This window comes from Amycolatopsis thermalba, assembly GCF_023376025.1.
Classification (GTDB): domain Bacteria; phylum Actinomycetota; class Actinomycetes; order Mycobacteriales; family Pseudonocardiaceae; genus Amycolatopsis_E; species Amycolatopsis_E thermalba.
Window position 1 is genome coordinate 4,793,211 of record NZ_CP091196.1, and the last position, 12,940, is coordinate 4,806,150.

Consider the following 12,940-nt stretch of genomic DNA (forward strand, 5'->3'; position numbering starts at 1 on the left):
GGTCTAGCTCACCTCCCGGGGTAGTGTGAAAACCACGTCCTCATCCGCCTGCACGGTCTCGGTCACGCGCGTGCGCCCGAGCCCGCCCAGGCACCGCACCAGCTCGGCCACCAGGTCCGGTGGGGCCGAGGCGCCCGCGGTGATCCCGATCCGCGTCGCGCCGGCCAGCCAGCGCAGGTCCACTTCGGACACGTCGTCGACGAGCCGGGCGCGTGTCCCCCGCCGTCGCGCCACCTCGACCAGGCGCAGCGAGTTGGACGAGTTCGCCGAGCCGACCACGAGGACGAGGTCCGCCTCCCCCGCCACCGCCGTCACCGCGCGCTGGCGGTTCGTGGTGGCGTAACAGATGTCGTCGCGCCGCGGCCCCTCGATCGCGGGGAACCGCGAGCGCAGCACCGCGACGATCTCCTCCGCCTCGTCGACGGCCAGCGTGGTCTGCATCGCGTAGGCCACCCGGCTGCCGTCGGGCGCCCGCACGTGCGCGGCCGCCTCGGCGTCCTCGACCACCACGATCCGCTCCGGCGCCTCCCCGACCGTGCCCTCGACCTCTTCGTGGTCGGCGTGCCCGATCAGGAACACCGTGTCGCCGCGCCCGGTGTAGCGCTTGACCTCGGTGTGCACCTTCATCACGAGCGGGCAGGTCGCGTCGATCACGCGCAGGTCCCGCGCCTGCGCCGCCACACGGACGGCGGGGGCGACACCGTGCGCGGCCAGGACGGCCGTGGCGCCGCGCGGCACCTGTTCGACCTCCTGCACGAACACCGCGCCCAGCGCCTCCAGCCGTCGCACCACGTGCGCGTTGTGCACCACCTGGCGGCGCACGTAGACCGGCGCGCCGTACCGCTCCAGCGCCCGCTCGACGATCTCGATGGCGCGTTCCACCCCGGCGCAGAACGACCGCGGGCTGGCGAGCAGCAGCTCGCCCTCCCCCGCGGCCTCGCACCACTCGCGCAGCGCCGGGACCGCCGCCCGCAGCGACCGCAGGCCGCTGAGGCCGCGCAGCACCGTGCCCGGCCGCCACAGCGGCTGCTCCGGGGTGTCCACGATGGCCCGGACCACGGCGACCGGGCCGGGCAGCGCGGCGAACTCCGACGACTCCATGTCGACGGCGAGTGCCCCGTCGCGCGCGAAGCGAGCCCGTTCCGCACCGTCCACGACGGACGGAGATGACGCGATGGGTCCGAGGTGGACGGTCAGGCCGAGCCGGCGCAGCGCACCGGCGAGCATCGGCGCCGACGGCAGCGGCACCCGCCCGTCCGGGCCGTCGATCTCGGTCGCCACCACCAGGTCGCCCGGCCGCACGTCGGGCACGAGCGCCCCGCCGACCCCGGCGACCAGGACCGGCCGACCGGCCGCGGCCAGCCGCTGCGCCGACTCCGCCGCGCGGCGCGGGCCCATCCCGCCGCGCAGCACCACCAGGCCCGGCGTCCGCAGTGCCGAGGCCTCGACGCGCAGGGGCGCGACCACGACCCCGGTCATGACCGGCCCAGGTACCGGCCGAGCGCGGTCACCGGGAACACCAGCCGGTACAGGTGGTAGTTGATGTAGAAGTCGCCGGGGAAGCCGGTGCCGGTGAACTGCGGCTCGTCCCAGGTGCCGTCTTCGCGCTGGGTTTCCGCCAGCCACCGCACGCCGCGCGCGGTCACCTCGGAGTCCCGCTCCCCCGCCGCGAGCAGCGCCAGCAACGCCCACGCGGTCTGCGAGGCGGTCGACTCGCCGCGCCCGGCCCACGACGGGTCGCGGTAGGAGCGCAGGTCCTCACCCCAGCCGCCGTCGGCGTTCTGGTGCTCGGCCAGCCACCGCACCGCCCGCCGGATGGCGGTGGCCGACGCCGGCACCCCGGCCTCGACGAGCGCGGGCACGACGGCCCCGGTGCCGTACACGTAGTTGGCGCCCCAGCGGCCGAACCACGACCCGTCGGGCTCCTGGTGGTCCAGCAGCCACTTCACACCGCGCCGGCATTCACGGCTGCCCGCCCGGCCCTCCTTGGCGAGCATCTCGACCACGTGCGCGGTGACGTCCGCGGACGGCGGGTCGATCACCGCGCCGAAGTCGCAGAACGGCAGCTTGGTGGTCAGCTCCTGGGTGTTGTCGGCGTCGAACGCGCCCCAGCCGCCGTCGCGCGACTGCATGCCGGTCACCCACTTCACGGCCCGGTCCAGGGCTTTGCCGAGCCGCTCCCGGTCCGGGTGCGCGACACGGCGCAGGCCGAGCACGACCTCGGCGGTGTCGTCGGTGTCCGGGTAGAGGTCGTTGGCGAACTCGAACGCCCACCCGCCCGGGTCGAGGTCCGGCCGCCGCACCGCCCAGTCGCCGCGCACCGTGATCTCCTCGCCGAGCATCCAGTCGACGGCCTTGAGCACGTGCGGGTCGTCGCCCGGCGCGCCCGCGTCGAGCAGCGCGGTGATCGCCAGCGCGGTGTCCCACACCGGGGACTGGCACGCCTCCAGCCGCCGCACCGTGCCCTCGGGCGTCTCCTCGCGGATCAGGAACCCCTCCAGGCCGGCCAGGCCGGCGCGCATCGCCGGGTGGTCCAGCGAGTAGCCGAGCAGGTGCAGCGCGAGCAGCGAGTACACCCACGGGGGCTGGATGCCGCCCCATCCGCCGTCGGCCTCCTGGCGGGCCAGGATCCACTCCGCGGCCTGCCGCATCGCGAACTCGCGCACCGGCTTGACCGCGACCTTCGCGTAGGCGTGCAGCGCCTTGTCCAGGTAGTGGAAGGCGCCCGACCAGGTCCACGGCGCGACCAGCCCGCCGCGCTTGACCCCGGTGCGCAGCTCGTCGATGCCGAACGGCAGCGGGCGGACCGGGCGCAGCGTGCTGACCACGGTCAGCGGCACCACGGTCTGGCGCGCCCAGCAGGCCCAGTCGTAGACGTTGAGCGGCACCCACGAGGGCAGCAGCACCAGCTCCGGCGGCATGTTCGGCAGGTCGTCCCAGGACCAGAGCCCGAACAGCGCCAGCCAGATCCGGGTGAACACGCGGCTGGCCTCGACCCCGCCACCGGCGCGGACGAACTCGGCGGCCCGGCGCATGTGCGGCTCGTCCGGGGAGTCCCCGGCCAGCCGCAGCGCGACCCACGCCTCCAGCGTCGTGGACAGGTCGCCGGGGCCGCCGTGGAAGGTGGCCCAGGTGCCGTCCGCGCGCTGCTGCGAGCGGATCCAGCGGGCGGCCTCCTCGGTCTCGCGTGCGGTGCGGATGCCGAGGAACTCCCGCATCAGCAGGTCCTCGGCGTCCATGGTGACGTTGGTCTGCAGCTCGCCCTTCCACCAGCCGCCGTCGCGCTGCAGGCCCTTGAGGTGGGCCACGGCGCGGTCCAGCGCCTCGGCGGCGCCGGCGGCGGATCTGGTTGCCGGATCAGCGGTCTGCGTCATTCAGGCCTCCCTGGTCACGATGAACCGCGCGAGGGCCAGCAGCTCCTCGCGCACCCGTCCCGGGACCTCGGCGTCCTCGAGCTTGCGCTGTCCCGCCGCCATCCGGCGGTGGGCTTCCTCCAGCGCCCACGCGCGCCCACCGGCCAGGTCGACCAGATCGGCCGCGCGGCGCACGGACTCGTCGTCGGCGACGTCACCGCCGGTCAGCCACGCGGCCAGCTCCCGGCCGGGCGCGCCGCCGTGGGTGATCGCGTAGGTGACCGGCAGGCTCTTCTTGCGGGCCCGCAGGTCGGAGTGCACCGGTTTGCCGGTCACCGACGACTCGCCCCAGATCCCGAGCACGTCGTCCACCAGCTGGAACGCCAGGCCCAGGTCGGCGCCGAACCCGGCGAGCGCGCTGACGGTGCGCTGCGGCGCGCAGGCGAGCACCGCGCCGATCGCCGCGCTGGCGGACAGCAGCGCGCCGGTCTTGCCGCCGGCCATGTCCAGGCACTCGTCGAGGGTGACGTCGTCGCGCTGCTCGAACGCGACGTCGAGGACCTGGCCGCGAATGAGCTCGCCGACCGCCTCGGCCAGCAGCCGGGCCGCCGCGACCGCGCCCGGGCCGTCGGAGTCCAGCAGGACCTCGTTGGCCAGGGCGAGCATCGCGTCGCCGGTGAGGATCGCGCTGGCCGCGCCCCGCACCGCCCACACGGTCGGCCGGTGCCGCCGCTCGGTGTCGCCGTCCATCAGGTCGTCGTGCAGCAGCGAGAAGTTGTGCACCAGCTCCACCGCGACCGCGCCGGGCAGCCCGGTGGCCGGCGGCGCGCCCGCGGCCTCCGCGGACAGCAGCGCCAGCGCCGGGCGCACGGCCTTGCCGCCGCCGGAGGTCGGGTTGCCGTCCAGATCGGTCCAGCCGAGGTGGTAGTAGGCGATGGCGCGGCTGGCCGGGTCGAGCCGGTCGACGGCGGCCCGCATCGCGGGCAGGACGGCCTGCCTGCCCTGCTGCAGGGAATCGAGTACAGCGGTCATGCGGGTATCCCTTCCGATCGGCCCGGCACCTCCGCGGAGGTGCCGAGTACGGCTTGGGCGGCCGCCTCACCGCTGCGCACGGCGCCCTCCATGGTCGCCGGCCAGCCGGTGGCGGTCCACGCGCCGGCCAGGACCAGCCCCGGGGCGCGGGTGCGGGCGGGCGGGCGCAGTCCCGCGCTGCCCGGCGCGGGAGCGAACGTGGCGTGCCGCTCACGGGTCACGAAGAAGTCGAGGACCTCGGCCTCCCGAGCGGCGGGCAGCACCGCGCGCAGCGCGGGCAGCAGGCGGTCGCGCAGCACCCGCACCGGCAGCTCGATCTCCTCGGTGGCCGCGGACAGCGAGATCGCCAGGTACTGGCCGCGGGCCAGGCCGGCGGAGGCGGTGCGGTCGAACACCCACTGCAGGGGTGAGTCGACGACGGCGAAGAACGCCTGGCCGGTGACCGGGCGGTCGAACACGACGTGGGCGTTGACGATCGGCGAGCTGCCCAGTGCGTCCGCGAAGTCCGGCGGCAGCGGGACCGCGCCTTCGGGCAGCAGTTTCGCGGCGACCGGCGGCGGCACGGCCAGCACGACCTGGTCGGCCTCCACCGGCTCGCCGGCCTCGACGCGCCAGGCGCCGTCCGCGCGGGACAGCCCGGTCACCTTCGTGTTGAGGCGGACGGTCGCGCCGGCCTCGGTCAGCCGGGCCAGCGCGGGCTCGCCGTGCAGCTTGCGCAGCGGCACGGTGGCCCAGCCGATGTCGGCGGCGCCGGCGTCGGTCAGCAGGCCCACCTGGAACACGGTCGCGGCCAGGCCCAGCGACGCCTGCTCCGCGGGGGCGTTCAGCGTCGCGATGCCCACCAGGTCCCACAGTTTCGTGATCGCGTCGCGGCTCTGCCCGTGCGCCTTGAGCCACTCGCCGAAGGTGCGCCGGTCGGAGCTGGGCGCGGCCGGGTCGACCGACTTCAGCGCGAGGGCGGCACCGGCGAAGCGCATCCGGTCGCCGAGGCCGAGCGGGGTGTAGCGCAGCACCGAGTCCGCGAGGTGCAGCGGCGCGGGCAGCGGGTTGCGGCGCAGCCACACCGGGCGGCGCAGCCGCGGCGAGTGCACCGGGATTTCCAGGCGCGGCTGGAGGTGCACGCGGTCGGTCACGCCGAGCCGCCGCAGGAAACCCAGGTAGGCGGTGCAGCAGCGGAGGAACACGTGCTGCCCGTTGTCGACGTGCAGGCCGTCGCGGGTGAACGAGTGCGTCAGGCCGCCCAGCAGGCCGCGCGACTCCAGCAGCGTCACCTCGTGCCCGGCGTCGGCGCAGCGCAGGGCCGCGGTGATCCCGGCGAGACCACCACCGACGACCGCGACCCGCTGCCTCATGCCGCCCGCCCGCCCAGGGCGCGGACCGCCACGCCCAGCTTCTCCCGCCCGGACAGCGACAGCCGCTTGTCGTACACCGCCGACGGCTGCTCGGCGATCCGTTCCAGCAGCTGCCGGTAGATGCCGGCCATCGCCAGGCAGCACGCGCCGCTGCGGCGGTCCAGCAGCGGGCCCAGACGCAGACCGTCGGCGTACCACTCGCGGGCGCGGGCGGCGCTGTGCCGGATCAGGTTCGCCAGGCCGCCGTCCGGGTCGGCCAGCGCGCCGTGGTCGATCCGCAGGTCGACCCCGAACGCGTCCAGGTCCTCCTCCGGCAGGTAGATCCGGCCGTTGAGGAGGTCCTCGCGGATGTCGCGCAGGATGTTGGTCTGCTGCAGGGCGATGCCCAGCGCGTCGGCATAGTGGGCGGCCCGCGGGTGCGGCCGGTGCCCGAACACGCCCAGGCACAGCCGTCCGATCGACCCGGCCACGCACCGGCAGTACTCGGTCAGCTCGTCGAACGTGCCGTAGCGGCGGCCCTCGATGTCCATCCAGACGCCGTCGAGCAGCTCCTCGAACGCCTCCAGCGGCACCGGGTAGCGGCGGGCGGCGTCGGCGACCGCGACCATGACCGGATCGGTGCTGCGGTCCAGCGCGGCCAGCTCCTTGCGCACCGTCTCCAGCCGCGCGGCCTTCTCCTCGACCGGCAGGTCGCCGTCGCCGATGTCGTCGACGCGCCGGGCGAGCGCGTACACCGCGCACAGCGCCGAGCGGCGCTGCCGGGTCAGCAGCCGGATGCCCCAGTAGAAGTTGCGGGCCTCCGTCCTGGTGATGTCCTCGCAGGTGGCGTAGGCCTGTTCGATCGTGGGTGCCGTCATGACAACCGACCACCTTCCCGGATCCGGCGGACATGGGCGGCCGGGCGCACCAGCAGAGCGATCAGGTGCGCCAGGACGTCGGTCTTGCGGGGGCGCGGGGTGCCGGCCAGGACGTCCCAGCGTGCCCGGCGCAGCGCGTCGAGGGTGGCCAGGCCCCCGGCGATGTAGCCCGCGACGGCGAGCCGCGCCCAGCCGTGCAGGCGGTCCAGCAGGGCCGCGCCCTCGGTGAGCAGGTCCAGCGCGCGGGCGGTCTGCGCGGCCACGGCCAGGCGCACCGGACGGCTCGTCGTGGGCGCGTCCAGGTCGGCCTCCGTGGCCCCGAACGCGGCCAGGTCCGCCTGCGGCAGGTAGACCCGCCCGTTGCGGCGGTCCTCGGCGACGTCCTGGCAGTGCTCGATCAGCTGGAGCGCGGTGCACACCCGGTCCGAGAGCCGCTCGGCGGCGGGGTCGCGCACCCCGAAGACGCGCAGCACGATCCGGCCGACCGGATCGGCCGAGAGCACGCAGTAGTCCTCCAGCTCGGCCTGGGTGGCGTACGTGGCGACACGCTGGTCCTGGAGATTCGCCCGCACCAGGCGATTGAACGGGTCGAGTTCCAGATCCCGGCGCCGAATCGCGGGAAGAAGATCACGTAATACCCGTTCGTGTGGTTGATCCCCCCGGAAGGCGCGTTCCAGATCGCGCTGGAATCGCAATAACCCGGGCGTGCGATCCGCGGCTGCCGACTCGTCCCCCAGATCGTCGATGACACGCGCGACGTCGTACACCGCCACCAGGTCCGCGCGCAGGTCACGGGGAAGTATCCGCAGCGCCACGGGAAAGTTCTCGGCGTGTTCCTTTTCGCGCAGCGCGCGGTCGCCGACCGTGCCGGGACCTGGGGGTGCGGGAGCCATCGCCTCATAATCACTCGGCGGCCGCCGCGAATTCTTCGCACCGGAAACAAAAATGAAGAAGCCCCGGTTGTCACGAGCTGACAGTATTGACCCGGACGATGGACGGCACGCGGGCGGCGAGTGGGGGTCCACGACATGACCGGCAGACGAGCGGAGACCAGCGACGGCACGCTGGCGGAGCTGGCGGCGGCGACCTCGAAGCGGTTGCCCCGGATGCTGGACGACGTGGCGCGGCTGCTGAACGAGCACTGGCCGGACTACGCCGAGTTCATCGTCACCGAGCGGGACGAGGTCCTGGTCTCCGCCAACATGTTCCTGCAGCGGCTGCTGCGGATGGCCAAATGGGACATCGCGGAACTGTCCGGCATCGCCGACCAGGCCGGCGACCGGTTCGGCGAGCAGCCGCTGTTCGAGGAGATCGGGCGCGCCCAGTGGCAGCAGGGCCGCGACCTGACGAGCCTGCTGTCGGCCTACCAGATCGGCGCGCGGGTGGCCTGGCACCACGTCGCCGAGGTCGCGCTCGAGGTCGGTGTCCCCTCCGACATGTTCGCCTCGCTGGCCGAGGCGGTGTTCATCTTCGTGGACCAGCTGTCCTCGGCGTCGGCGCGCGGATACGTGCTGGAGCAGTCCGAATCGGCGGCGATGCGGGAACGGCTGCGCGACGAGCTCGCCGACATGTTGCTGTCCGACCGTTCCGATTCCGCCGCGATTCGCGCCGCCGCGGCCCGGGTGGACTGGCCCCTTCCCCGGCAGGCTGCGGTGGTCCTGGTGGAGCCGGACAACCCGGTCGGCAGCGCGCTGCTGGGGCGGCTGGGGAACTCGTCGCTGCACGTCCGGCGGCAACGGCTGGTCTGCGCCATCGTGCCCGATCCGGACGGTCCGCAGCGGCGCCAGCGGCTGGCGTCGGCGTTGCGCGGCGCGGGCGCGGTGGTCGGGCACGCCGTGCCGCTGGAGCACCTGCCGGCCAGCATGCACGTCGCCGAGCTGGCCGCGCAGCTGCGCCGCACGCACGTGCTGGAGGACGATCCGGTGTTCGTCGACGAGCACCTGGACTCGATCATCGTGCGCCGCGACGCGAAGCTGTTCGACGCGCTGCGGCACCAGTGCCTGGCTCCCCTGGCGCCCCTCGGCCCGGTGACGCGCAAGCGGTTGTGCGAGACGCTCGCGTGCTGGCTGCGGCACCTGGGCGACCGCCGGGCGATGGCGGAGGAGCTGCACATCCACCCGCAGACCGTGCGCTACCGCATGACCCAGCTGCGTGAGCTGTTCGGCGAGAGCCTGGACGACCCGGACAACCGCCGCCGCCTCACGCTCGCCCTCGCCTGGGGCGGCACGGAATCCGGCGACCTCTGACTCTTCAGTCCAGTTCCGCCAGCACCGCGCGGAACTCGGCGAGGAAACCGTCCACGCTGTCCACCAGCGCCGTGTCCACGGTGGCGCTCATCGAGAACGAGCCGTACCACCCGAGCACGCCGATGGTGAACGGCGTGCCCGGCGCGAGCGGGATGATGGCGAACGCGGTGCGCAGCGGGAAGTCCCCGAAGTTCACCTGCCACGCCGCACCGGGCATGTTGGACACCGTGCCGTGGAAGAACCGTTCATTGTAGACAGTCCGGGCGAACCAGGAGTGGCAGAACGGCGGCATCAGGCCGGCCAGCGTGTGCTGCACGAACCGGGACGCGACGACCCGGGTGCCGGTGCGCAACCGCCTGGTGGCCTTGGCAATGCGCCGCAGGCGTTCGGCTTCGGGCATCTCGCCGAGCGGGATGTCCACCATCACCGCGGCGGTGACGTTGCCCTCCGCGCCGGGCCGCGGTTCGGCGGCCATCAGCGTGACCGAGGTCAGCATCGACTCCGGCAGCGGCGCGACCGCGATCCGCCGCAGCGCCCCGGCCACCCCGCCCAGGAGCAGGTCGGTCACCCGCACGCCGTGCTTGCGCGCGAGCTCGCGGACGTCGTCGAGCGGGATCTGCAGGGTCGCGTAGCGGCGGTCCGGCGGGTCGCCCGACGGCAGCCGGGTCTTGGGCCGCCCGTCGGTGGCCAGCTGTGCCAGCCCCACCGCCCCGGCGGCGGCCTTCTGCAGGGCGTTGGGCTGCTTCGTCTCGTTGATCCCGTCGAGCAGGCTGGGCGAGTCGAACAGTTCGAGCATCAGGCTGATCGTGCCGATGCCGTCGGCGACCGCGTGGTGCACCAGCGAGATCACCGCCGCGGTGTTCTCCTCGACGCCGCGCACGACGGCGAACCGCCACAGCGGCCGGTCCCGGGGCAGCGGCTCGCTCTGGAACCGCGCGACCAGCTCGTGCAGCGCCCCCATCCCGCCGGGCGTGCCGTCCGGGCGGGTCAGGTCGAAGTCGGGGACGTGCCAGTCCCAGTCGATGTCCGGGTGCGGCACCCAGTGCTGCCGCCGCCAGGGCGAGTAGTCCGACAGGCGCTGCGCGTAGCGGGGCATCGCGGGCAGCTTGTCGCGGATGGCCTGTTGCACCCACTCGCGCGTCGGCCCGGCGGGGCAGGCGGTGGTGTCGAGCATGATCAGCCCGCCGACGTGCTGCGGGTAGGCCGGGGTCTCGACGTGCAGGAAGAACGTGTCGGAGGCGGACACCCGGTCGACCGGCCGGGCGACCTGGGCGATCCAGGTGGCCGCGGCGATGAACACCACGGCGGCGGCCGCGTCGATCCAGTAGTGGTTGCCGGTGGCGATGATGACCGCGAACGTGATGGCGACGTGGATCGCGCTGACGATCTGCACGAGCCAGCCGCCGCGGATGCGGGCGAGGACGACGGAGACCCACAGCGCCCACCCGACGTGCAGCGAGGGCATCGCGGCCAGCTGGTTGGCGCCCTGGAGCATCGGCGAGCCCCAGGACAGGAAGGTGTGCCCGAGCCGGACGGTGTCGACGAACCCGGCGCCTTCGAGCATCCGCGGCGGCGCGACCGGGTAGAGCCAGAAGCAGGCGAGCGCGAACAGGTTCAGCCAGACGAAGCTGTTGCGCACCGAGCGGTAGTGCACCGGGTGGCGGGCGTGCACCCAGATCAGCAGGATGATCGCGCTCGCGATGTAGGTGATCGCGTACTCGTAGTTGGCGAAGACGCGGATCCAGCCCTGCTCGGCGAGCCACAGGTTGACCGGCAGCTCGAAGTCCAGGTGCATCCAGCGCTCGAACGCCAGCAGCGCCTCGCCGTTGGCGTGCGCGCGGGGCTCGCGGCCGGGCAGCGGGAACGCCTCGACCAGCAGGTACACCCCGAACAGGGCGAGCCCGAGCAGCAGTTCACCCCACCAGCCCGGGCGCCGGACGGCCGCCGCGCGGGCGTCCTGGACCACCGGGGACCGTGAGGTGGAACCGACGGTGAGCACACCGTCATATACCACGCTTCGTGGCCGGTGCGCTTGCTCGAATCACCGTTCGACCCCGTAATGCAGTGGGAGACGCCCGGCGCGGGCACGCCTTCGACGCGGCGGAGCCGCCCGTGCGCGGGGAGTTGCCGGCAGTCGCGATCGCGCCGCCACGACGGCGGGCGAAACCGGAGCTCAGGCGGCGGCCGCCACCCGCGCGAGCGCAGGACTCACCCGCGCGAGCGCAGGACTCACCCACGGGAGCGTGGGACTCACCCGCGGGAGCGTGGAACTCGCCCGCGGGAGCGTGGGACTCGCGGCCACGGGGCTCGCGGGAGGTCAGGCGGCCGCTGGTGCCGGGGTGTGGCGGCCGGCCAAGCGGAGCGTCACGCCGTCGCGGCGGAGTTTGCGCCAGCCGTGGCCCACGCAGGCCGCGACGGTCAGCGCGGTCAGCAGGCCGCTGAGGATGCCGCGCGACATCAGGCCCGCCTCGACGCCCCAGTGCAGGAACCCGATGGTCATCGCGGCGTCGATGAGCCGCGAGCCGCCCCACAGGAGGGCCACCTCGATGAACACGCGGTTCACCGTGCGGTGCTTGAACAGCTCCGCGGGCAGCCGCACGAAGTCCTTGGCCAGGCGCGCCGTGATGGGGCGCCCGATCATCGCGCTGCCGACGAAGATCAGGAACATCAGCACCGAGCCCACGGCCGGTTGCAGCACGTACACGACCGCGCTGGACGTGATCAGCGCGACCGCCGCCCGGCCGACCAGCATCGCCGTGCACAGCAGCAGCGTGCGGGGCATATCGCGCTTCATCAGGCGCCGGGCGCCGATGACGACCGCCGCCCATCCGAGCACCGCGCACAACGCGGGAACCAGACCGACGAAATTCAGCAGCAACGCCAGGAGCACCGACGGGATGACGACGGTTTCCAGCAACAGAATCGCCGCATCCTTGATCGTTTTCCGCAAATGCGGTATTTCGATCACCAAATGGCGCTCGCCGGACGACGCTCGGTGGTGCACGGGTTCCAGCCTCCAAGGGTCTGCCTGGGTGCGCGGGGGCAGCGCACTCAATCGACAGGCTCTGTAGGTTCCACCACCCGCCGGGCCCGAAACCTACGCCGGAAACCTGAGTTATTCCTGAGCGAAGGAGTCCGAAGAACGGGTGGGGACGGTTCCCGGGAATTTACCACTTCCGGGATAAACCCCGCGTTGGGCGGACCGGCTGGTCTCCGCCTGGACGCTCGGCGAGTGCGCCAGGCCGAACACGCCGACGATCAGCAGCGCGGCCGCGCCCGCCGTCGCCGCGAGCGGGCCCGGCTCGGTGACCAGGGTCGCGTTGAACGCCAGTAGCCCCAGGAAGTAGCTGGCCGCGGGGTTGACGATGGACATCACGGCGATCCCCGCGGACAGCGAACCCGACCCGTACGCCTGCTGCCCGAGCAGCAGCCCGGAGAAGGTCGACAGCGCCAGCACGTACCCCGGCCAGGTGAGCGCGGTGTGAGCGACACCCTCGTTCAACAGCAGGTCGGTGGTCAGCTTCATCATGGCTGCGCTGATCGCGTAGCAGATGCCGGCAGCGGTGGCGATGAGCGCGCTGTGCAGGAGCGGGCCGCGGTTCTGGGCGACCTGCACGAGGGTGACGACGGTGGCCGCGGCGATCAGCACGGCGATGAGCAGGCGGCCCTGGTCCGGCGACCCGCCCAGCGGCGCGGTGCCCTCGACCGCCAGGAACACCACCACGCCCCCGGTGATGGCGAGCCCGGCGAGCCAGTCCCGCAGCGGCGGCCAGCGCTTGATCGCGGCCGAGGCCATCGGCAGCGCGAAGAGCAGCTGGGTGACGAGCAGGGGCTGCACGAGCGCGATCGACCCGAAGTGCAGCGCGGCGGCCTGGCTGAAAAAGCCCAACAGGTTCGTGGCCCATCCCGCGAGCCACACCCTCTTGCGCAACAGCTTGCGGATCAGCCACAGTACGGGGACGCGGTGCCGCGCGGCGCGCCCGCCGGCGTCGGTGTCGGCAACCTCGATCACCGCGCGTCGTTGCAGCGCGGCAGACGCCGCGAACAGGAACGCCGCGGCGAATCCGAGGAATACCGGGACTAACACGTCACCTTTCAGC

Annotated in this window: 10 protein-coding genes; 1 reads left to right on the forward strand and 9 read right to left on the reverse strand. The window is 73.4% G+C overall.

The annotated features are described in order from the left end of the window. Positions 1 to 3 precede the first annotated feature (3 nt). From ispH to hpnC, 6 genes are read right to left on the reverse strand one after another with little or no spacing between them, the layout of a single operon-like run. Entirely contained in the window at positions 4 to 1,479 is a 1,476-nt protein-coding gene (gene ispH, locus L1857_RS23235; protein ID WP_249466307.1) for a 4-hydroxy-3-methylbut-2-enyl diphosphate reductase, read from the reverse strand. After that, positions 1,476 to 3,374, reverse strand: a complete 1,899-nt coding sequence (gene shc, locus L1857_RS23240) for a squalene--hopene cyclase (protein ID WP_116110787.1) — start codon at positions 3,372 to 3,374, stop codon at positions 1,476 to 1,478. Before shc ends, ispH begins: the two co-directional genes overlap by 4 nt. Next, positions 3,375 to 4,385: a polyprenyl synthetase family protein gene (locus tag L1857_RS23245; protein WP_249466310.1), complete on the reverse strand. Its 1,011-nt coding sequence runs from the start codon at positions 4,383 to 4,385 to the stop codon at positions 3,375 to 3,377. It abuts the gene before it with no gap. Beyond that, positions 4,382 to 5,737 carry a hydroxysqualene dehydroxylase HpnE gene (gene hpnE, locus L1857_RS23250; protein ID WP_116110785.1) on the reverse strand — a complete coding sequence of 452 codons (1,356 nt, stop codon included), beginning with the start codon at positions 5,735 to 5,737 and terminating at the stop codon, positions 4,382 to 4,384. The genes L1857_RS23245 and hpnE overlap by 4 nt, the downstream gene beginning before the upstream one ends. Further along, the gene (gene hpnD / locus L1857_RS23255) at positions 5,734 to 6,594 is read right to left on the reverse strand and encodes a presqualene diphosphate synthase HpnD (RefSeq protein ID WP_116110784.1); all 861 of its coding nucleotides are present in this window, start codon (positions 6,592 to 6,594) and stop codon (positions 5,734 to 5,736) included. The genes hpnE and hpnD overlap by 4 nt, the downstream gene beginning before the upstream one ends. Beyond that, the gene (hpnC, locus tag L1857_RS23260) at positions 6,591 to 7,487 is read right to left on the reverse strand and encodes a squalene synthase HpnC (protein ID WP_094008060.1); all 897 of its coding nucleotides are present in this window, start codon (positions 7,485 to 7,487) and stop codon (positions 6,591 to 6,593) included. Before hpnC ends, hpnD begins: the two co-directional genes overlap by 4 nt. A gap of 135 nt (positions 7,488 to 7,622) precedes the next feature. On the opposite strand from hpnC, the gene L1857_RS23265 reads away from it, so the two are divergent. Beyond that, complete coding sequence (locus L1857_RS23265; protein WP_233157465.1) at positions 7,623 to 8,840, forward strand: PucR family transcriptional regulator; 1,218 nt, start codon at positions 7,623 to 7,625, stop codon at positions 8,838 to 8,840. Positions 8,841 to 8,844: 4 nt separating this feature from the next. Here the strand turns inward: L1857_RS23265 and L1857_RS23270 are convergent, their stop codons facing one another. The 3 genes from L1857_RS23270 to L1857_RS23280 all read right to left on the reverse strand — a co-directional run bounded on the left by L1857_RS23270 (position 8,845) and on the right by L1857_RS23280 (position 12,927). Further along, positions 8,845 to 10,806: a bifunctional phosphatase PAP2/O-acyltransferase family protein gene (locus L1857_RS23270; protein ID WP_233157466.1), complete on the reverse strand. Its 1,962-nt coding sequence runs from the start codon at positions 10,804 to 10,806 to the stop codon at positions 8,845 to 8,847. A 351-nt stretch (positions 10,807 to 11,157) separates the two neighbouring features. Then, positions 11,158 to 11,844: a DUF3159 domain-containing protein gene (locus tag L1857_RS23275; RefSeq protein WP_094008063.1), complete on the reverse strand. Its 687-nt coding sequence runs from the start codon at positions 11,842 to 11,844 to the stop codon at positions 11,158 to 11,160. Between the two features lie 111 nt (positions 11,845 to 11,955). After that, complete coding sequence (locus tag L1857_RS23280; RefSeq protein WP_116110783.1) at positions 11,956 to 12,927, reverse strand: DMT family transporter; 972 nt, start codon at positions 12,925 to 12,927, stop codon at positions 11,956 to 11,958. Positions 12,928 to 12,940: the final 13 nt, after the last annotated feature.